The organism is Pseudoalteromonas aurantia, assembly GCF_005886875.1.
GTDB classification, from domain to species: Bacteria; Pseudomonadota; Gammaproteobacteria; order Enterobacterales; family Alteromonadaceae; genus Pseudoalteromonas; species Pseudoalteromonas aurantia_A.
This window is the reverse complement of sequence record NZ_PNBY01000016.1, coordinates 1-20565: the sequence shown is the minus strand read 5'-3', so window position 1 is coordinate 20565 and position 20565 is coordinate 1. Positions and strand designations below refer to the sequence as shown.

At 39.8% G+C, this 20565-nt stretch carries 18 protein-coding genes and 1 pseudogene; 10 read left to right on the top strand and 9 right to left on the bottom strand.

From position 1 onward, the window contains the following. Both CWC18_RS03740 and CWC18_RS03735 read left to right on the top strand, forming a co-directional pair. Window positions 1-216 (top strand): transposase (locus CWC18_RS03740; RefSeq protein WP_212747714.1); only part of this gene is annotated, 216 nt, incomplete at its 5' end. Between the two features lie 117 nt (window positions 217-333). Continuing rightward, window positions 334-714: a hypothetical protein gene (locus CWC18_RS03735; protein ID WP_138593123.1), complete on the top strand. Its 381-nt coding sequence runs from the start codon at window positions 334-336 to the stop codon at window positions 712-714. A 24-nt stretch (window positions 715-738) separates the two neighbouring features. Here the strand turns inward: CWC18_RS03735 and CWC18_RS03730 are convergent, their stop codons facing one another. Next, window positions 739-1218 carry a GNAT family N-acetyltransferase gene (locus CWC18_RS03730; protein WP_138593121.1) on the bottom strand — a complete coding sequence of 160 codons (480 nt, stop codon included), beginning with the start codon at window positions 1216-1218 and terminating at the stop codon, window positions 739-741. Window positions 1219-1310: 92 nt separating this feature from the next. Between CWC18_RS03730 and CWC18_RS03725 the strand changes: the two genes are divergently transcribed. The 3 genes from CWC18_RS03725 to CWC18_RS03715 are packed head-to-tail and all read left to right on the top strand — an operon-like array spanning window position 1311 to window position 3368. Then, window positions 1311-2240, top strand: coding sequence for a LysR family transcriptional regulator (locus CWC18_RS03725; RefSeq protein WP_138593119.1), 930 nt, complete (start codon window positions 1311-1313; stop codon window positions 2238-2240). 55 nt (window positions 2241-2295) lie between these two features. After that, entirely contained in the window at window positions 2296-2817 is a 522-nt protein-coding gene (locus CWC18_RS03720; RefSeq protein ID WP_138674736.1) for a chalcone isomerase family protein, read from the top strand. Continuing rightward, the gene (locus tag CWC18_RS03715; RefSeq protein WP_138593115.1) at window positions 2814-3368 is read left to right on the top strand and encodes a DUF3833 domain-containing protein; all 555 of its coding nucleotides are present in this window, start codon (window positions 2814-2816) and stop codon (window positions 3366-3368) included. The genes CWC18_RS03720 and CWC18_RS03715 overlap by 4 nt, the downstream gene beginning before the upstream one ends. 7 nt (window positions 3369-3375) lie before the next feature. On the opposite strand, the gene CWC18_RS03710 is transcribed toward CWC18_RS03715, so the two are convergent. Further along, complete coding sequence (locus CWC18_RS03710) at window positions 3376-3759, bottom strand: DUF3224 domain-containing protein (RefSeq protein ID WP_138593114.1); 384 nt, start codon at window positions 3757-3759, stop codon at window positions 3376-3378. Between the two features lie 65 nt (window positions 3760-3824). Between CWC18_RS03710 and CWC18_RS03705 the strand changes: the two genes are divergently transcribed. Continuing rightward, entirely contained in the window at window positions 3825-4613 is a 789-nt protein-coding gene (locus tag CWC18_RS03705) for an AraC family transcriptional regulator (RefSeq protein ID WP_138593112.1), read from the top strand. Window positions 4614-4626: 13 nt separating this feature from the next. Here CWC18_RS03705 and CWC18_RS03700 read toward each other — a convergent pair whose 3' ends face one another. Continuing rightward, window positions 4627-4995: a response regulator gene (locus CWC18_RS03700; protein WP_138593110.1), complete on the bottom strand. Its 369-nt coding sequence runs from the start codon at window positions 4993-4995 to the stop codon at window positions 4627-4629. 172 nt (window positions 4996-5167) lie between these two features. Here CWC18_RS03700 and CWC18_RS21910 point away from each other — a divergent pair, with 172 nt between their 5' ends. Further along, window positions 5168-5371: a Rho-binding antiterminator gene (locus CWC18_RS21910; protein ID WP_138593108.1), complete on the top strand. Its 204-nt coding sequence runs from the start codon at window positions 5168-5170 to the stop codon at window positions 5369-5371. Window positions 5372-5394: 23 nt separating this feature from the next. Here CWC18_RS21910 and CWC18_RS03685 read toward each other — a convergent pair whose 3' ends face one another. Together CWC18_RS03685 and CWC18_RS03680 are read right to left on the bottom strand one after the other, a co-directional pair. Further along, complete coding sequence (locus CWC18_RS03685) at window positions 5395-5856, bottom strand: GNAT family N-acetyltransferase (protein ID WP_138593106.1); 462 nt, start codon at window positions 5854-5856, stop codon at window positions 5395-5397. A gap of 157 nt (window positions 5857-6013) precedes the next feature. Beyond that, complete coding sequence (locus CWC18_RS03680) at window positions 6014-7063, bottom strand: hypothetical protein (RefSeq protein ID WP_138593104.1); 1050 nt, start codon at window positions 7061-7063, stop codon at window positions 6014-6016. An 851-nt stretch (window positions 7064-7914) separates the two neighbouring features. Between CWC18_RS03680 and CWC18_RS03675 the strand changes: the two genes are divergently transcribed. Then, a complete protein-coding gene (locus CWC18_RS03675; protein WP_434063441.1) occupies window positions 7915-10341 on the top strand; it encodes a methyl-accepting chemotaxis protein in 2427 nt (808 codons plus the stop codon). A gap of 645 nt (window positions 10342-10986) precedes the next feature. On the opposite strand, the gene CWC18_RS03670 is transcribed toward CWC18_RS03675, so the two are convergent. Beyond that, window positions 10987-13140 carry a M3 family metallopeptidase gene (locus CWC18_RS03670; protein WP_138674734.1) on the bottom strand — a complete coding sequence of 718 codons (2154 nt, stop codon included), beginning with the start codon at window positions 13138-13140 and terminating at the stop codon, window positions 10987-10989. 176 nt (window positions 13141-13316) lie between these two features. Between CWC18_RS03670 and CWC18_RS03665 the strand changes: the two genes are divergently transcribed. Then, a complete protein-coding gene (locus tag CWC18_RS03665; protein WP_138674733.1) occupies window positions 13317-13889 on the top strand; it encodes a DJ-1/PfpI family protein in 573 nt (190 codons plus the stop codon). 39 nt (window positions 13890-13928) lie between these two features. Here the strand turns inward: CWC18_RS03665 and CWC18_RS03660 are convergent, their stop codons facing one another. Both CWC18_RS03660 and CWC18_RS03655 read right to left on the bottom strand, forming a co-directional pair. After that, window positions 13929-17345 (bottom strand): ATP-binding protein, encoded by a 3417-nt coding sequence (locus CWC18_RS03660; protein ID WP_138674732.1) that lies wholly within the window; start codon window positions 17343-17345, stop codon window positions 13929-13931. Between the two features lie 437 nt (window positions 17346-17782). Further along, entirely contained in the window at window positions 17783-18727 is a 945-nt protein-coding gene (locus CWC18_RS03655) for a class I SAM-dependent methyltransferase (protein ID WP_138674731.1), read from the bottom strand. 610 nt (window positions 18728-19337) lie between these two features. Here CWC18_RS03655 and fos point away from each other — a divergent pair. After that, complete coding sequence (gene fos, locus CWC18_RS03650; RefSeq protein ID WP_138674730.1) at window positions 19338-19736, top strand: fosfomycin resistance glutathione transferase; 399 nt, start codon at window positions 19338-19340, stop codon at window positions 19734-19736. A 355-nt stretch (window positions 19737-20091) separates the two neighbouring features. Here fos and CWC18_RS21380 read toward each other — a convergent pair. Next, window positions 20092-20565, bottom strand: a pseudogene (locus CWC18_RS21380) (transposase); the annotation flags it as partial.

The window sequence follows — 20565 nt, the reverse complement described above, 5'->3', positions numbered from 1 at the left end:
ATCGAGATCAGTCTTCTTTGGTGTTTGGATGTGGCAATGAATGAAGATGGTTGCCGTATACGCCGAGACGGTGCAGCAGAAGTGTTTGCTGGTGTAAGGCATATTGCATTGAATTTATTGAAGAAAGAGACATCCTTTAACAAAGGTGTACGCGCTAAGCAGTTAAAAGCCGCTAGAAACGAGAGCTATCTAGAAAAAGTATTGAATAGCAAGTGATTTTTCATGCTCTTGCCCTGATGATTAAGGGAATCTCATTGCGTATTTTTGATTTGTTACGCATAATTCACTCTAAATGAGGAGTTAAAATATTAACATTTTCAAAAGGACTTGAATATGCTCTATAGAGTTACTGGCTGGGCGGCAATCGCCCTCAGCATCGTTGCATTATTTCCAAGCCACCAAACCGGTGCATTATCTGTGATTGGTTTCTATATTTGTTTATTTTCGTTATTAATAGGAGCCTTCGCCAGCCATTTAGGGCACTACTTTTACTACAGAACCGTCTTTCTAATCGCACTTATGAATGTTTTCATCGTTAATGATGGAACACGGTTTATGCTGTTGATTGAGCAAAACGATTGGGTCTATATTGGTTCCATGTACGGTATATTTGTCGTGGTTGGGAGTATATGTAGCTTCTTGATCCGAAGGGAAGATACTCCTCAGGTAAATCCAAAGCGCTATGAGGCATCGCAAAAAAAATTGTCTCCGTGATGACGGCTCATACCGCTTAAAAACTTACTTTGAAGCAAACGCAAGCAATTCATCACCGGATAATCGATTTATGATCCATTCATTCTGCTGTTTAGCACCAATGCTCTGATAAAAATCAATTGCAGGTTGATTCCAATCTAGCACAACCCATTCAAATCGCCCGCAATCTTTTTCTATTGCTAGACGCGCCAAGTGCTTCATAATCGCTTTACCTGCACCATTACCTCTTTTATTTTGAGAAACATAAAGATCTTCTAAATACAGGCCATATTTACCAAGCCAAGTAGAGTAATTAAAAAAGTACACTGCAAACCCTATTGCCTCACCTTGTTCTTCACAAATCAACGCATGAGCACGAACATCGTTACCAAATAGCTTATTTTCTATATCTGTCACAGTATTCAATACAGCATCAGGTTCTTTCTCATAAACTGCTAACTCATTTATAAAATGTAAAATAGTAACAGCATCGGACTTAACAGCAGCGCGTATTTTAATTGTCATTGTCGTTTTTCCTTTTTAAATTCACAGTGCTCAGTGTATGCTAAATCCCCGCATGTATTAAGTGCATATATTGCACTGAGTGAATGAATATAATGCATAACATATTAAATATAGATTTAAACTTACTCAAATTGTTTACTGTGCTTTATCAAAATGGTTCTGTAAGCGAAACTGCCGATGCGCTCAATATCAGTCAATCAGCTTGCAGCCATGCACTAACTAGATTGAGGCATAAATTAGATAACGACTTATTCATTCGTATCGACAATAAAATGATACCTACACAATTTTCAGAGCACTTAGCAGCCAAAATACTGCCTGCCATGGAACTGTTACAAGTAGGCTTACAACCGAGAGAACAATTCAATCCTGATACTGATACAACCTATACTATTGCCGCAACCGACTATACTGCTTGGTGCCTAAAACCCCTGATAGAATATATGCACCAACACCATCCTCGCATTGCTATCCGCCTGATAACACTTGAGCAGCGTATTCCAGAAGAAAAATTAAAAACAGGCCAAATTGATTTTGCCTGTGGCTTTTCACATCAAGCTGAGCAATCTCAAAGTATATTTGGCTTAACTTGGCTCACTGATAGCTACGTCACGCTCACGTCTAAGCAGCACCCATTAGCTTTTAAAACTACACTATCGATAGAAGACTTTATCAGCTACCAACACATATTAATTGCACCTTGGAACGAAGGAAGGGGAGTCGTTGATAAGGCATTAATCAAAAATAAAGTATTACGAGATATAGCCCTAACTACACCATTTGGCTTAAGTGCACCTTTTATGCTAATTGGCACACACTGGATCCTGACCTTACCACGAAAATATGCACAATACGTTTCAGACAAGCTTGCTTTGAAAATACATCAACCGCCCATTACAATACCAGAGTACAAACTCAAACTGTATTCACATAAAACTCGGCAACAAGATCCAAAAATAATTTGGTTCAGCGGTATATTACAGAAAATATTTAATCCAACTTATTGTGAAGAAGTGAACTAACTTAGATAGTCTGTACGTATGGGGTTATATAAACACAACATAAGGACAAACCATCATGAAGGTTATGGCGTTTATCATTTTATTAGCGAATCACATAGGTGCTGCACACGCAAACACAATAGACAATTTAGTTAGCAAACCGATGCAAGTTGGTGAAACAAGTCGCATGACATATCTTTTTTGGGATGTATATGATGCAACCTTATTTGCGCCCAATGGTAACTACAGTGCTGACAGCCCCTTTGTACTAAAACTTTCATATTTGCGGGATTTAGCGGGAGATGATATCGCCCAACGATCCATTGAAGAAATGCGCAAGCAGGGCTTTACTGATGAAAAAAAATTAGCCCTATGGCTTACCAATATGAAACGTATATTTCCCAATGTTAATGAGGGGACGCAATTACTCGGGGTAAGAAATAAAGCGGGTGGAAGCGTTTTCTATAGTGATAATAAATTACTGGGGGAAATTACAGACCCTGGTTTTACTAAACACTTTTTTGATATTTGGTTAAGTGAAAAAACATCAGAACCAGAAATGCGCAAAGAATTACTCGCCATAGAGGATAAATCATGAAAAACACATTATTCGCTGTAGCTATAAGTATCGCCGTGAGCGGTTGTGGCGTGACTATCCAAGGTGAAGCTTACAAAGACATCACTCCTTCGTTTGACCCATATGATTTTTTTAACGGCAATGTTAAAGCATGGGGTATTGTACAGAACCGATCAGGCGAACTGGTACAAAGATTTAAAGTAAATATTGACGGCTCAGTTGATGCGAACAATGTACTGACATTAGATGAGACATTTAGCTATGGTTTAGGCGAGGGTGTAACATCAAGAGTATGGACGATAAACGAAACTGGAATTAACCAATATCGAGGCACTGCGCCCGATATACTCAATGAAGCCACAGGCACAGTGTATGGAAATGCCATGCAGTGGCGCTATGATATGGAGCTACCTGTCGACGATACCACATATAACGTACATTTTGATGATTGGATGTGGGCCTTTGATGAAAATACCATTGTAAACCGCTCTTATATCCGCAAGTTCGGTATCACAATGGCAGAGGTCACAATTTTTATGCAAAAACAAAATCAATCATATTCACCCAAATAATCCTATCTTATAATGAAAAGTGAGTATGTAATTCATGCTCCTTTTGTTCACCCGCACAAAAGTGGGCTGTGCCTGATATAGTTTTTAATTGCTCAGTGCCACTGCCTTCTATAACCGTCAATGCGCCTTTAGCTTCTCCGTGTTCAAATAGGCCTTCATGTAACAGCGAAATACTCCCTTCACTGGCTTGGTACTGGCCAGTGAAAACCTCAATCCCTGTAAAAGTTGCAGACCCATTAGGTAAATAATACAAACTATAATGTGTTACAGAAGTTCCTTGTAACACACCAACATAGTGCTTTTTAATTACTGCACTTCGAAGTGACGCTTGGGTATTTTTGCCCTTCATAACATCATTTTCTTGCCAACTCTCAATAGTAAACTTAGACATCACCTTTCCTTTCTTTGAATCAATATGACAAAATTACTTTATTCACAGCTCGAAGAATTGTATAAATGCGACAAACTCATACTCATCTAACCAATGCTTCCGGTGTATTTCACCCATCAAAAAATGCACAATATTACAATCTCAATATCTACCAACCAGCAGAACACCTTACTTCAATTATAGATTGCTATTGGTTTGCTGATTGGGATCTACAGGACACAACCACACATATACAAAGAAATTTACCGAGCCCAAATATGCACTTAGTGTTTGACCATTCAAGTACCTATTACACCGGCGTGATGACCCAAGCATATGAAACACCTCTAGCAGGTGAGCACGCTATTGTTGGTGTTAAATTTAAAATTGGCGCACTCAATAGATATTTACCATGCGACCATAACGCGCTAAAAAACCTTCATTTCAATAGTAACGATGTACTATTGCCTTTAAAGAAAGAGAAAAATTTAGTACCTAAAAATCACAAAGCCAGTATTTGCATATTAAATCAGTTATTTCATGACTTACCACCGGCCAGCGCACAAATTAAAAAAGTAAATCATGCATGGCAAACATTATTAAATAACCCAGAGATTGATACCGTGCACAGCTGGGCCAACTTAGCACAGTTATCTGTGCGGACACTACAAAGATTATGTACAGAACATATTGGTTTAACACCAAAATGGCTGTTGCGAAAACAACGATGTATTTACGCGATAAAACTACTGGATAATAAAGACTATGATATTTATGACGTGATCTTACATTTAAAGCTGAGTGATCAAGCGCACCTTATTAAAGAGTTTAAAACTGTTCTGGGACTGACCCCCCGACAATATCTAAAATTGTAAAGGGCCTTTACACTTATTCAAGTAAATGTAACCTGGTAAGTTGCTTCTCTAAAATGTTCATATTAAAAGGTTTAATAATAAATCCACTTACCTTTGCAAGCAGTGCTTGCTGTACTTTTTCTTTTTCATTCTCGCCTGTCACCATAAGCAAAGGCGTTTTAGCCAGTATACGGTCTTGACGGATTGCTTGGAGTAGCTGTAAGCCATCAATTTTTGGCATATTCAAATCTGAGATAACAAAATCGTACGGCCTGCTTTTTAATAATACCATCGCTTGATAACCATCAACCGCTTCATCAATATCATCAAACCCAACATGTCGTAGCATATTTATCATCACATGCCTCATAGCAGCCATATCGTCAACAACGAGGATACGCATTGAGTCTCCTTACCTAAATGCTCATAAATAGTGAGTGTAGCTTATATCTAGCATCATGAAAGGCATCTGTGTAATTGAAATGAAATATACGATAAAGCGGTCTTGAATAAAGGAAGATTAAGAAGCATCAACGCAAATAAGTCACGCAAAAACCCTATGGATAATCACCAAAATGAATTGTAGCCAACATGACTATATTGAAATTGCCTGCCTATACCATTACACCCTAAAAGTATGCACCAAAAAAGGTACTGAACATCATGGGATCGCTATCAACACCGTTTATAACGAAAAAAACAGCAGTGTTTATGTATTAAAGATGCTGAGCAAAAACAACTCATTGAACTCAATACACTTGTTAAAGTGGATGTTCTAACCCCAAACCCCTACTTTAGCCACTTAAGAATTTAGTGGCAGCTCCATAAATACGCTTGATGGGTTTTCACGATATAAACCAAAGCGTTCACATCGTGCAAAGCCGAGGCTTTCATATAAATTGATTGCTTCTGACTGTTTGTTACCGGTTTCCAAGCGCATCAATGGGATTTGAGCTTCACCTGCATAGTGTAATAAAGTTTGCATAATACGTCTTGATAAACCTTTACCACGGTATGTAGGTTTTACATATAAACGCTTTAGTTCACCATAAAGCGTATTGTCGAACTGTTTAACAATCGCACCACACGCTACAATACCATCTTCATTCATAAGGCCAATAGCATGTACGTTTGGTTGTTTTAATTCTGTGAGCTCTAATGATTGAGCACTAGCAACAGGGTAAAGGGAGTTCATTAATCGATCTATTTCTGAGAATAATTCAATAACATGGCTATCTTCAGGGTTTAAATCAACTAATTGCATATATTCACTCAACTCAGTGTTTCTAAGAACATTCTAAAGGTGGAGTCAAACTATACCGACATACACATGAGTAACAAGTAAAATACGTTTAAATTTGTAACCTTTTTATGGGATAACGAAAAGCTTGATATATTCATCATTTAAAACATAAGCTTAACTAAAGGAAGTAATTTTCCAGCGCCTGCTTAAGATACTTTTGCATGGACTCTCTGTGATACCTGCGGACATTATAGCTTTGTTCTAAATGAATAAAGCGTTTAGAAGAAGCACTGGAGCTCGTTGAGCATATATTTGACGAGCCATTGGTATAACGCGCTTGAACATTCCAAGTCCCCCCTAAACTTTTAGTGTCGTTCCCATAGACACATGCCGCTATTTTTCCCTCGTCTTCAACGACTCTGCGTAACGAGTGTAAAATGCTGTGTTCTGCATCAGCGGTGTTATAGCGTACACTTTCACTCAAATTAAGCATCAGATCGTTATCCACATCACACTGTGCTTGAAGTTTAGCAAGCGTTGTCTTACCAAAGCCGTGATATTGGATAAAGACAGATGCATCATCAAAATCACTCATATACTTATGGGCTACATTAAAAAATGATTCTGTTTGATGCGCAACATCACTCGCCTCATAATGACCATTGGTACAGGTACTTAGAGCATGGCTGTTATCCCGACGGGTACCCGCTAACATCAGTAACTTGGTTTGTGTGTATAAGAAAGCATCAATTGCTTGGGTGCCCGTAAACGTATCTCTTTTAGGGTGCGGCGCTTGTAATATGGCATTCAACCCAAGGGGGTTATACACATAAGTACCCCCGCCTATAAATTCGGCACTGTGCAATGATGCACGTTCTTGTAATAAGTAATAGGTAGCTTGTGTGTTGGTATCAAAGAATTGTGCAACAATATAGACAATAGGGGTCGCTAGTTCTTGCGCAAGAGGAAGGTCTTGCGCAATAAATGCGTCAAATACCGCTTCAAACTGCTGCTGTTCTGTTGCGCTGGGTGCGACCCATGTATTGTCTGCTTTTTTACCATAGTCAATCGCTTTGAGGTGTTTAGCCAGTTCCCCCGACATAATCGTCGTCGCATAACTGGGAAAGCTCAGCAAAGTGACTAGCAGTAAAGCCAACGTAACCAATACAGTCACTGATAGGATACTTTTTCCATAAGGCATAAAAGAACAGGGTAAATACAAACTCATAGCATCTCCGAACGGTTAAATTAGCAATCAAAAAACAACATGTCGCAATTTTTCTGATCCGTGCGGCTTGCAGAACAATTCTTTGTATTAGATTATAATTATTTAATATGTCAAAAGTTGTATTATTAATATCAAAATAAACCCTATTGTTTTATAAAAAACAATAAAAATGATTTTTAAGTATTAGTTTTTATTTACCCTTTCTAGTTCCAAAAATATTGTTCCTTAAGTTTTTCATAGAGTTAGCAACTGCACTGACCAGTAAAGCGAGTAGTAAAATATTTGCCATATTTTGCATAAGTAATACAAGCACTGATCCAGGTAAGTCGTGTTACAAAGGACTAAAGGTAAAAGTAATAAAGGCTGTACAAGTATGTTGCTGGTATTTGAAATGGTCTTCAAATAAATATCCTGCTTGCGGTGGTGACGAAGTTTAAATATTGAACTATCTTTTTGATTAAATAACTCGTTTATCAACTCGGTAACTTATGATTTTTACATCAAGGACTGCTCGTCTAGCCAAAGCATCTATGCAATCCAAACTAAACCTATTTGAACAACACCTTTCGACAATTGAAATATCAAGTAGTGGCAAGATATTACATGTTAGCCAACACTGTTTATCCCAAATTGGTTATCAATTAACGGAGTTAGTTGGACAACCTCTCAATCGTCTATTTAAAAGCCTAAGTAACGCTACGATTGAAGCAAATACTGAATATAAAATCGACACCAAAAACAAACGTATTCTATGGGTTAAAGTTGGCGTCATTAATCAAACTGAGGGGTTAACTGAGGGCGCAAATACGCTTCTAACGTTATTCGATGTCAGTGAGCACAAAGCACAAAATATGGATTACTCAGGGCAAATCGCTGCGATAAGTAAATCACAAGCAATTATTGAGTTTGATTTAAATGGGGCTATTCTTTTCGTAAATGAAAACTTTCTCAATACTATGGGTTATGAACGCCATGAGGTTATTGGCCAGCATCATAGCATGTTTGCTGATGCTGAATATGCGGCAAGTGAGAAATATAAAGATTTTTGGCTCGCTCTAAAAAGAGGAGAGTTTAAATCTGGTGAATATAAACGAGTAGGTAAAAATGGCAAAGAAGTCTGGATCCAAGCAACCTATAACCCTATTTTTGACACCAATGATCAACCTTTTAAAGTCGTCAAATACGCGTCCGATATTACCCAATCAAAAATACAAGCTGCCGACTATGAAGGCCAACTCGATGCAATAAGTAGGTCTTTGGCAGTCATAGAGTTTAATATGGATGGGACGATCATCTCAGCAAATGACAACTTTTTAAGCGTGATGGGGTACTCGCTCAATGAACTTGTCGGCAAACATCATAGCCTATTTACTGAACCGCACTATGCAGCCAGTGTAGAGTACCAAACGTTTTGGGCTAAATTAAATGCTGGAGAATTCAGCTCTGGTGAATACAAGCGCTTGGCAAAAGGCCACCGAGAAGTATGGATACACGCGTCGTATAATCCAATATTTGATATCAATGGTAAACCAGTGAAAGTAGTCAAGTACGCATCCGATATCACAGAGCAAAAAAAGCAATCCACTAACTATGAAGGTCAGTTACAGGCCATTGGCAAGTCACAAGCGGTCATTGAGTTTAATATGGACGGCACCATACTCACAGCAAATGACAACTTTTTGCAAGTAATGGGTTACACGCTTGACGAAATCAAAGGGCAGCACCACCGGCTGTTTGCCGATACACATTATGTGAATAGCCATGAGTACAAAGAATTTTGGCAAAAACTACAACAAGGCAAGTTTCATTCTGGCGAATACCAGCGATTGGGTAAAGGTAATAAAGAGGTTTGGATCCAAGCGACTTATAATCCAATATTAGACCCAAGTGGTCGACCCGTTAAAGTTGTAAAATTTGCGACAGACATAACCGAGCAAAAACAACAAGGTGCAAATTATGAAGGCCAGCTCAGTGCCATCAACAAATCTCAAGCGGTAATTGAGTTCAAAATGGATGGGACTATTTTGCACGCCAATGATAACTTTTTAAACACGATGGGTTATCGCCTCGATGAAATCCAAGGGAAACACCATAGCTTATTTGCTGAATCAGACTATGCGGCAAGTAATGAATATACTCAATTTTGGCACAAGCTCAACTTAGGGCAATTTGATAGTGGTGAATATAAAAGACTGGGCAAAGGGGGTAAAGAAGTTTGGATCCAAGCCACATACAACCCAATTTTAAACACTAACGGAAGCCCCTTTAAAGTTGTCAAATATGCCACTGACATCACACAACGCAAACTTGCTGTGCGCTGTATAAAAGAAGCCATTTTATCGCTCTCTGAAGGGCACCTGTCTCACAACATCGATAACGACCTTGGAGCTGAATTTAATATTTTAAAAGATGCAATGAATGGACTGACGCGAAGTTTAAATAGTATGGTGCATGAAATTACAGACACCTCTAACAATGTATATCAAGGTTCACAGAAGATTGCAACAGACAGCGAAGAGCTTAGTAAACGCATAGAGCAACAAGCCGCTAGCCTTGAAGAAACAGCCTCAACCATGGAGGAGTTAACTGCCACTGTAAAACAAAATGCCAAAAGTGCTGAAGACGTCTCTGTGCAAGCAGATCAAGCAATGAGTAAAGCAGCGCAAGGTCAGCAAACGGTCTCCAATGCAGTCAATGCCATGTTGGATATTGAAGGGTGTAGTAATCGTATTTCAGACATTATTGGCGTTATCAATGAAATTGCTTTTCAAACCAATCTGCTTGCACTGAACGCGTCTGTTGAAGCCGCAAGAGCAGGGGAGGCGGGTAAAGGCTTCGCCGTAGTGGCAAGTGAGGTGCGCAATCTTGCGCAGCGTAGCGCATCTGCTGCAAAAGAAATCAAACACTTAATCGAGGACAGTAGTTCAGCTGTAGCAAAAGGTAGTGAGCTCGTTGCCACTTCTGGAGAGCGGTTTACAGAACTCACTCAGGTTGTGCAAAAAGTAAATAGCATGATTATGGATATAACCCGTGCAGGAAAAGAGCAGTCAGAGGGAATAACCGCGGTATCATCTACAGTCGCTCAGTTAGACAATTTAACGCAAAAGAATATGCAACTGGTAGAGCAATCTACTCAAGCAGGACAATTAATGCGGCAACAAGCACAACATTTGCTGCAGCAAGTTTCGACCTTTAAAGTGAGCAATACGCAAGAATTACTGCTTGCACCTGAACCTCAAAAGATGTTTCAGCTAGCTGCAGGCACGAGCACACTATAGCTATCAGCCGCGCTTTTGCCAAAGCGCGGCTCCTCAAATTACCAAGCAAAAAAACCAAACTTACACAATATTTACAAGAATACTTGTTCCTGTACTCTGGTTCATGTTGACTTAACACGAAGCCAGCAACTTAACTTTTTCTACAGGAATTAGATCATAAACAAAATAGATGCCATCGCGCTTTTATGCACATTAATAATGTCCACTTAGGCTAATGCTCAAACAATTGAAAACGGCGGTTCTCCCCTTGAAGTCGTCACTTTGAGAGTGGGGCTTGCGTTTTTGGCGCAAGGAGATACTGCGACACAACCCGCTTACTCCATCGTACTGACAGTGCACTATATAATGCAAAAACACTGAAAGAAATAAATACACGGTGTTTGTTTAAGTCCTGACCTTTAGCGCCTAGCAGGCTAACTCTCAAGTAATAGGCATCATGAAGAGCGTTGCGTCTTACTATGCGGTATATTACTTATCGTCGCAATCATCAGCTACAGCTTTGGTGATAGCAATGAAGTGTTTGTATTTTCGCCGTGCGGGCTAGGTTTGAAACCGGTCTTTTAATCGCAATAACTTCTGAGCAAATCTACAAAAACCCTAGAATAAACTCACTCTTTATCGAGTGAGTTTATTTCAGTGACTACATTATTTTGTTACAGGAAAACCTCTGTCACGCATTAATGCACTTACATCCGCATCTCTGCCACGGAATAAGCGATAGGCTTGAGCTGGATCCATCGCATTTCTCACAGAGAATAAATGCTCAACTAATTTATCAGCAAGTGCTTTGTCATAAAAGCCACCAGGTGCATCAGCAAATGCTTCTGCAGCGTCTGAAGTCAGTACCTCCGCCCACAAATAGCCATAATATGCCGCAGCATAACCTTCACCTGAAAAGATATGACCAAAGTGGGTACTACGGTGACGCATTACTAACTCTGTTGGCATACCCAGTTTAGTTAATTGCTCCTTTTCAAACTTAGCAGGGTCAATTTTTGCGGGGTCCGTAGTGTGATACAGCAAATCCATCATTGCTGAAGCCATGTATTCTGTGGTCGAAAAGCCCTGATTAAATGTTGATGATTTCTTAATTTTATCAACCAATGACTTTGGAATTGCCTCACCTGTTTCATGATGAACTAAGAATTGATTTATCACTTCATCTGTTGTTAGCCAACGCTCTAATAACTGAGACTGAAATTCGGTATAATCACGCACACCGGTATGTGATTGAGGGTAAACCACATCAGCTGATAAGAAGTGTAATGCATGACCAAATTCATGGAAGTAAGTCTCTGCATCAGACCAAGAAATAAGCGTCGCTTTACCTTCAGGGCCTTTCACAAAATTTGAGTTATTAGTGCTTAGAACATTCGTTTCACCATCCATTGTTGTATAACTACGGAACGTATTAGCCCATGCACCAGAGCGTTTTCCTTTTCTTGCAAATGGGTCTAAATACCATAAACCAATGTGCTTACCTGTTACGGAGTCTTTCACTTCCCATACGCGAACATCATCATGGTAAACAGGTACTGAACCATCTGTTACCTCTGAAAACTCAAAATTAAATAAACGTTTAGCAACATAAAACATCGCTTCTCGTAGTTTATCTAACTGAAGATACTGTTTGATCTCATTAGAATCTAAATCGTATTTTTCTTTGCGAACTCTCTCTGAATAAAAGCGATAATCCCATGGTGCGATAGTAATATTTGCACCGTCTTTATCTGCTATCGCCTGCATATCCGCAACTTCTTCTTCTACACGCGCAATGGCAGCAGGCCATACTTTATCCATCAATGCTTTTGCATTCGCGGGAGATTTTGCCATGCGATCTTCAAGACGCCACTGGGCATAGTTTTCATAACCTAAAAGCTGAACGCGTTCATGACGTAGCGTCAAAATTTGTTTAATCGTCGCATTATTATCATATTGGTCGCCGTTACCACCACGGTTATAATAGTTTTTCCAAACTTGCTCGCGTAACGCACGTTCAGTCGAGTAAGTTAAAAACGGATCCATTGAAGAACGAGAGTTGGTAATTGCGAATTGACCCACTTTACCTCGTTCAGCTGCGGCTGACGCGGCACCCGCGATAAATGATTCAGGTAAACCTGACAATTGTGATTTATCTAGGAATACCACATAGCCTTCTTCATCAGCCAATACATTGCTGGAAAATTTAGTATGTAGCGTAGCCAATTGCTGATTAATTTCTGCATAGCGGGCCTTAGCTTCACCTGTCAACGTCGCCCCATTACGCGCAAAACTGTTATACGTCAGCCAAGTCACTCGTTGCTGCTCTGGCGTTAGCGTTTTATATTCCTCACTTTGGTAAACCGCTTTAACTCGGTCAAAAAGTTTACCATTTTGTGTCACCTTAGATGAAAATACCGAAAGTTTTGGCGCCAGCTCTTTCGCTAATGCTCGGGATTCTTCTGATGATTTATTATTTCGCCAAATTCCATAGTACGTAAAGATACGATCTAAGCTTTTACCAGCACGCTCTAACTCAACAATGGTATTTTCAAATGTCGCAGACTCAGGGTTGTTAGCCACTTTATCAACATCAGCTAAGTGCTCAGCGATCCCCGCTTCAAATGCGGGTGTTAAGTCAGCTAAATTCATTTTATCGAATTGTGGTACACCTTGAAATGGCCCAGAAAAAGGCTGTAGTAACACATTTTCTTGTGATACTTGACTATTAGAGGCTTTAGTCAATTCAGTGGTAGAAGTACACCCACTTAACGCAACCACAACGGCAAGGCCGAGCGCAGTCATTGTTGTTTTAATCATTGTTGTCTCTTTAAATTTTTGAATACTTATTTATATACTCGCTCATTTTAATCGGGACGGTAAAACATGCAATTGATTCGCGGCAAAAAGCTAAATAGTGCGTTTAATTAAAAAAGCACAGTTGCAATTGAAGACCGATTGGTGCAAGTTAGTAAAAAACCACTCTGGCCAGTGCAATGGAAATTGGTATTTTTATTTATAATAACGTCGAAGTACTCGATTTTTGCGGTCCTTTCGACGTTTTCTGCACAGCAAACCGTTTCACCAACCAACATATCAATGTCAGTCTTGTCGCCCCAACTCACTCCCCAGTAAAAACAAGAGGCGGACTGAGTGTAAACCCCCATTACAGTATTCATGGGCACCCTAAATTTGATCTATTGCTCGTCGCTGGCGGACAATATAAAGAGGTGATAAATAACCCTACTGTACTGCGTTGGCTAGCAGAAACAGCAAGGCATACTCCAGAATGCGCTTCTGTATGCACTGGTGTATTTATTTATGCCCAAGCGGGTATTATCGACGGTAAACACGTTACGACTCACTGGAACGATATTCAAACCTTACAAACTCAGTTTCCACAGCTACACGTCATTAAAGAAAAAAGGTTTGTAATCGACAATAACTTTATTAGTTCAGCAGGTATAACTGCAGGAATAGATATGAGTTTATCAATTATTCAATCCAGATTTGGCAAGTCTGTTGCCATAAAGGTAGCCCAATATATGGACTATAATACGCAGCTGTAATATTGGCGCTAATTAACAAAATAGTCCAATAAAAAACGACTAACTTGCTTGGACATGCTGCATGTCTTTAATGCACTCATTAACATAGGCAAGCTCTTTTTCCATCTTTTGATAAAGAGGGGTGTATTGAGTGTCACCTTGTTGTACTAATGCACACCCTTCCAGTTCAGCCGCCAGTGAATAAAGCTTTTTGGCACCAATGTCTCCGGCTTGACCGCGAATAGCATGGGCAATGTGTTTTGTTCTATCATGATCAGTGGATTCAATCGACGCATACAAGTCCTTAAATTTACTCGGTGCGTCTGCGATAAATAACTCACAGATCATCGCGTATAAAGCGCGATCTCCTTGCATACGATCTAATGCATCATCAATATTAAAAGATTTTTCTTCCTCAGGTACAGCCAAGAGCGTCGCAGAATCATTGTCGAACTCGTTATATTCAGATGCTAAGCTGAAGTTTATTAATGTGGCAAATAAACTATCTGGATTGACGGGTTTCGTAATATAGTCATTCATACCTATTGCGAAACAGCGCTCTCGTTCTCCTGACATAGTCCCTGCTGTCATTGCTATAATTGGGATCGCTTTATAGTGCTGCGTCCCTTTGCCTGCTCGAACCGCCTCAGTTGCTTCATAACCGTCCATCAATGGCATGTTACAATCCATTAAGATTGCCATAATATCTAACGATTGCTCAGCTGCAATGTTGAGCTTCTCTAATAGGTCTATCCCAGACTTCGCCGTTAATACGTCGATACCTTGCGAGCTCAGCATGCCCTTTGCTACCTCTAAGGTTATCTGGTTATCATCTACCACCATCACAATTTTTCCGAATAAAGTACTATATTGCTCAGAGTGTTGGTTCGGTTGCTCATTTTCATCAACCAAATCGAACATAATGTGTGTCTGTTCTTGATTAATAAGTGCAAGCACATCTAAATAACGTATCGGCTTTGCAATGCTGGAAAGTATATTTTTAGGCAGCTCCCCCTGCAGCGCATCATAAAAAATACAACACCGTTGTACCGCTTCCTCACTCTGCAGATGTAAGTCTAAATGGCTACTATCTGCATCAATAAGCCAATATTTTGCATCCATTTTGGTTGTTAACTCACCGGAAAAACGCTCAACTAGCTTTTCTAGCAACTGAAAAAGCTCACTTGAGGGGCTTTCAATATATATTCTAGACCCTGATAACACGGGCATAATATGCAAGGGTTTAGCACGGCTTACCGGGTAAGGCAATCGCAGTGTAAATTCACTCCCTCGACTTTTAACTGATGAAAATGAAATGTCGCCCCCCATAAGCTTACACAGCTGTTTGCAAATAGATAACCCAAGTCCAGTCCCCCCATATTGACTCGTCACGTTGGCTGATTCTTGCGAAAATGCTTGGAATAACTTGTCATAATTACTTTTTGAAATTCCCACGCCGGTATCGCGAACACTTACTTCTAACCAAATATGTTCATTATCAGTCACCGTTTTTGCAACAACATATACACCACCTTTGTCAGTAAATTTAATTGCATTACTGAGCAAATTGTATAAAACCTGTTTGAGTCGACTTGAGTCACCAAATAACCCTAAATATTCAACCTCCAATGCATCAAGCTGATAATCCAAACGCTTTTCGTGTGCTTTAACACCAATGGAAGAAGTTACATGCTCCAATAGCGTGATTGGATCAAACAACTCACAGTCTAGTTCTAATTTACCCGCTTCAATTTTTGATAAATCGAGAATATCATTAATTAAGCTTGTTAATGTTTGAGCACTGGTCTTCATCATGTCTAAATAATTTTGCTGCTGTTTAGATACTGCCTCTCGGCTCACCAGATTCAGCGTACCTAATATCCCATTTAATGGTGTGCGCATCTCATGGCTAATACTAGAAATAAAAGAACTCTTAATATTAGATGCCTCTTCCGCTCGCTTTTTAGCATTCTGTAACTCTGCGGTGCGCTCAGCAACTTGTTGCTCTAAGTAAGCATTGTTATGTTTGATTTTTTCTTTGGCTTTATTTTGCGCTGTTATATCTGTGACAAATAAAGCAAACCCTTGCGAGCTTTCATCGCTGCCACGTATTGGCGATACGGTTAGCTCCAACGCAACGGCTCTTTCATCCTCTTGCGGCAAACTGATCTCAAGTGGTTTAACTGTATGATTTTGGCTGACTAACTCTAAGGTATCAGTAAAATAATTGTCCGACACATAGTGTTCTAAAGCATGATAACCCAAACCAATATTAGGCTTTAGTTCAGGAAAAAACCTTTGCGCAGCGCGGTTAAAACTGGTTATTTGTAACTTTGTATTAAAGCCAATTATACCACCAGCAGCACCATCGATAATGTCAGCAAACTCAGATTGAGTCGCAATAAGCTTTTGTGAACTTTTGAGATAAAACCAAATAATGACCAATACAGTGATAAAAATAACACTCAATACAAAGAGTAAACCATAAGTGCTGACACGCTTTTCGAATAAAATTTCAGCATAATGGGCCACTGGGATCGCAGCGGCTATTTTTATCAGCCCATGTTGCGTACTGGAGGACGTTCTTAAAAAATCCTCTTTTACAATGAATTGTTGCTCAACATCTTTGTTCAAAGTCGCCAGAAGTAAATCGCCAGATAACCACGGAGCGTGAGCATATAGCGCCTGCCACGTCATCTCAGAACGAAGGTCTTTGGTGAAACGCATGGTTGTATTCGAATGGTAAATAAAGTGCCCGCTTTGATTCAAAAGTAGCAATTGCAGCGCCGGGCCGATATCGCTATACAGATCAGTGAGCAATACATCTGCGTTAAGGTTTAATACTAAAATTGAAAATAAAACATTCTCGTCATTGTATACAGGTAAAGCAAAACGCAAAGTCGGCTCAATAGGGTGTACTATTTTTCCTCTTTCTTTATTTAAATCAATTTCAGATACGTACAAACTGCGCTCATTGAGTTCAAGGGTCTCTAAAAAATACGCCTTACTTGCCTTATTTTGTAATTTTGCTTTGGGCTGCACTTTTACAACTCCACCAAAGCGGTCAACGCGTACTCGCTCATCCCCCGTGCTACTATCAATTAATCGTAACTGTCGAATGTCAGTGTAGGTATGCATCATGGATTGAAATATCGTATTTAATCGCTCTTCCCATAAGGCCAGCGACGTGCCGTCAAGAGGGTCTATATTGCCATTCAGTTGCGCTCTAGAGATCCCTTGTATCGGCGGTGTTTCCAATAAAAAATATAGAAAATCACTATTATTTTGAATGTACTCAGATAAATGCTGCTTTTTATTTTCTAGCAACTCCGATAAAGCGTCATTAACGTTTACTTGTGCTTCACGTTGAATTTTTTGTTCAAAAAAGAAAAGCGAAGCTACCAATGCGACAGTAAGCATAACCAAAAGAAAGGGGATCAATAGCTGTCTAACAAGCATAGTTACGCTCTTATGCATGGTGTTCCTTCAATACGCTTACGCGTCCTTGTTAACATTGAATGCGTCATGCAAACAGCGTATCAACATGACTGTTCTTACACTTTAGAATAAATAGATCAATTTACAACTTAATCAGCAGAACATTTCCAATACAAAGTCATTAACTATGCCTTATTGTGCCTAGAATAACCCCTTAATAACCGAGTGCCTGACATAGGCTAAGCGACGATGTATTTTTTTAAAAGTAACGTTAAATGTTTGACGAAAAAAGGTTAAAAAGTAAAACATGGGTAGCGATACAGCCAAGGCAGCAATAAAAGCCGCAATCGGTGGCAACTATAGAATCAGCGAGTTTCTTAAACCATCGCATATTACCTGCAAGGAAAGCATTAGAAACAAGACATAGTAATGAAGGGGCCGACAATAACCCCTTCTACACCTTGTTAAAGATGGATCTAGCTATCGCTCTGTGAATAGTAAAATAACAAGCTTTTTAATCCCCCCTCTGGATTAATATCGACAAAAGCAGAGGGGTTTTTCAAGCGTTCAATAAATTGCACATCTGGTGCTTGCGCTTGCATTTCTTCAATTAAAAATTGTGACTCTAAATTAGGGTCATTTACACAAGCCAGAACATGAGCGCCATCCTGGAGTAATTCAGGTAACCGGCGTAATATTTTTTTATAATCCTTAGTTAAAGCAAAGCTCCCTTTTTGAAAAGTGGGCGGGTCAATAATCACTAAGTCATAGGGTCCAAACTTACGTAACTTACCCCATGATTTAAATAAATCATGGCCCAAAAACTTAACCTTATTGGTGTCATGTTCATTAAGTCGGTGGTTTTCTCTGCCTTTACTCAGAGCCGCTTTTGCCATATCTAAATTTACAACTTGAGATGCGCCACCCGCAATGGCCGCCACCGAAAAGCCACAAGTATACGCAAATAAGTTCAAAACATTTTTTTGCTGCGCATGCTCCATAACCCATTTTCGACCATTTTTCATATCGAGAAACAAGCCATTATTTTGCTTTTGGCCTAAATCCAATAGAAACTTTAGGCCATTTTCAGTCACAACTTGAGTATGCGCAAGCTCGCCAAATAAAACATCCATCGGCGCTCCCGCTCTGCTTCGGTGATGCAGCAGCACACTGCGTACATTGCTTTGCCACACCTCTAATTGAAGCCATTGTCCGACGCAGGAAGTAAGAGAGGATAGAAATACTTCAGAATGTTCTTTAAAGAGTGAAATTAATATTTGCCCGTTTAGCCAATCAATGGTGATCTGCTCAAGCCCCTCAAAACATTGCCCTCGACCATGGAACAAGCGAAAAACCTCATCGCAAAAACTATCGATTTGGCGAACATGTTGGTCAAGCGTAACTAAAGCAGAGGGAGTCATATTGTTATACACATTATCTGAAATGCCGACATTGTACTGTGCTGATGAAAAAGTAAAAGCCAGATTAAACAGAAATTATGGAGAAAAACGCTCAGGATTAAAAAAGAGACTATGCGTCTGAATAAGTATGATTAACAAGGGATACTGACGGTCTAATTACCGAGCGACTTTGTCGTAATCACATTATCAATGTTGCTGAGTTTCAGCCAGTTTTGCTAATCGTAACACAGTAGTATTCATATTTTCCCTTAGCCAGATATTGCGAACGAGCTAGCAGCAGAGCTTGCTGAATTAAATCAACGGGTTAACCTGCTTAAGTGTTCGGGCTAGAAAAGTGCGTGCACGGTGAAAATATCATTGATAAATCAGCGAAAATTAGCTCTAATGGCACAATAAAACGTACTGAGTAATGCAGGGATGGCTTAATCACGAAAGACAAGCCGATAAAATAGGCTCGAGACACCTTACGCCACTAAAAGCAAATTCCCTTAGCATAAATAACACCAACTCTGACACACCGAGCAGGTAGCGGCTCAGTCCAACAAGCGATTATGCAGCACAAACAACGTGCTGCATAAATACTAAATAGTTATGTTTACAAGGAAAGTTCGTGTTAAACGGCATAAACCACATCACTATCGCAGTAAATGATTTAGAGGAATCTTTCAACTTTTACGTGAAAATTCTTGGTATGGTTCCACATGCAAAATGGTTTCGTGGTGCGTACCTTTCATTAAATGAATTATGGTTTTGCCTTTCACTTGATGAGGCTTCTCCATCCAAAGATTATAGCCATCTAGCATTTGATGTATCGCCTTCTAATTTTAGCGTGGCCAAGGACAAAATTCTCAACTCAGGCGCTAAACAATGGAAGCAAAATAAGAGTGAAGGTAATTCTATATATTTCCTAGATCCAAATGGCCATAAATTAGAGTTACATGTTGGTAGTTTAACTAAAAGGCTGGAATCTTTAAAAATAACACCATATGATGGCTTACAATTTTTTTAGCGGAAATTTACAAAGACATATATGGACACTCCCGGTATGTCAAACAAAATAACTCTGGCGGGGTAGAATAAACTACCTCGTTTTTTCATTTCGTCGCTGCCACTGTTTGACGTTTGACCCATTTGCAATAAAGCGTTGCTCTGACATATATCCGGGCTTAACTGTTATTTCAGTGCCCCTAATGAGCTTCGAGCCTATACACCCTAATTTGAATACACCCAACCGGTTTATATACCGTGCCTTTGCCGGGTTTTGTATAGGCAGGCTAGGCCTTTTTTCATCTAACTGTAGCGAACAATGATAGGCGATTGGCAAGTGCTCTCAACACCCACGCGGGTTAAGCTACCCTTGTCATTTACGAGCTGCTTGCCAATCTAACTTGGTGTTTAAACATTACCTTGAACCTGGTTGCATGAACGTATGGGGCGGTAATATTCATTTTTTGAAGTAATATCCACATTAACCTTGCCAGACGGTGTGCCACTGCAACCGCTGCTTTATTTACCCCACGCCTTTGCTTGATGGCAGTGACCCATAGGTTCAGGTCATCGTCTTTTTTATGCGCGTGGTTCACAACCGTTCGAGCACCATGAATAAGTTGTTTTCTGAGGTATTTATCTCCACGTTTAGTAATTGTGCCCAAACGATTTGTTTCACCAGACGCATATTGCCTAGGCGTAAGGCCAAGCCAGCACTAAAGTCTTTCGCACTTTTAAATGCTTGGCCTTTATCGATGCTGGCGCTAAACGCGGAGGCAATGATAGGGCCAATCTCTGGAATGGATTGCATAATTTCTGCACTGGTGTTGTGTGTAGTGGCATAGTTAATT

Excerpts from the sequence above, each read along its gene's own strand:
- CWC18_RS03735 (WP_138593123.1), top strand. The coding sequence starts at position 334 with ATGCTCTATAGAGTTACTGGCTGGGCGGCAATCGCCCTCAGCATCGTT.
- CWC18_RS03730 (WP_138593121.1), bottom strand. The coding sequence starts at position 1,218 with ATGACAATTAAAATACGCGCTGCTGTTAAGTCCGATGCTGTTACTATT.
- CWC18_RS03725 (WP_138593119.1), top strand. The coding sequence starts at position 1,311 with ATGCATAACATATTAAATATAGATTTAAACTTACTCAAATTGTTTACT.
- CWC18_RS03720 (WP_138674736.1), top strand. The coding sequence starts at position 2,296 with ATGAAGGTTATGGCGTTTATCATTTTATTAGCGAATCACATAGGTGCT.
- CWC18_RS03715 (WP_138593115.1), top strand. The coding sequence starts at position 2,814 with ATGAAAAACACATTATTCGCTGTAGCTATAAGTATCGCCGTGAGCGGT.
- CWC18_RS03710 (WP_138593114.1), bottom strand. The coding sequence starts at position 3,759 with ATGTCTAAGTTTACTATTGAGAGTTGGCAAGAAAATGATGTTATGAAG.
- CWC18_RS03705 (WP_138593112.1), top strand. The coding sequence starts at position 3,825 with ATGCGACAAACTCATACTCATCTAACCAATGCTTCCGGTGTATTTCAC.
- CWC18_RS03700 (WP_138593110.1), bottom strand. The coding sequence starts at position 4,995 with ATGCGTATCCTCGTTGTTGACGATATGGCTGCTATGAGGCATGTGATG.
- CWC18_RS21910 (WP_138593108.1), top strand. The coding sequence starts at position 5,168 with ATGAATTGTAGCCAACATGACTATATTGAAATTGCCTGCCTATACCAT.
- CWC18_RS03685 (WP_138593106.1), bottom strand. The coding sequence starts at position 5,856 with ATGCAATTAGTTGATTTAAACCCTGAAGATAGCCATGTTATTGAATTA.
- CWC18_RS03680 (WP_138593104.1), bottom strand. The coding sequence starts at position 7,063 with ATGAGTTTGTATTTACCCTGTTCTTTTATGCCTTATGGAAAAAGTATC.
- CWC18_RS03675 (WP_434063441.1), top strand. The coding sequence starts at position 7,915 with ATGGATTACTCAGGGCAAATCGCTGCGATAAGTAAATCACAAGCAATT.
- CWC18_RS03670 (WP_138674734.1), bottom strand. The coding sequence starts at position 13,140 with ATGATTAAAACAACAATGACTGCGCTCGGCCTTGCCGTTGTGGTTGCG.
- CWC18_RS03665 (WP_138674733.1), top strand. The coding sequence starts at position 13,317 with ATGGAAATTGGTATTTTTATTTATAATAACGTCGAAGTACTCGATTTT.
- CWC18_RS03660 (WP_138674732.1), bottom strand. The coding sequence starts at position 17,345 with ATGCATAAGAGCGTAACTATGCTTGTTAGACAGCTATTGATCCCCTTT.
- CWC18_RS03655 (WP_138674731.1), bottom strand. The coding sequence starts at position 18,727 with ATGACTCCCTCTGCTTTAGTTACGCTTGACCAACATGTTCGCCAAATC.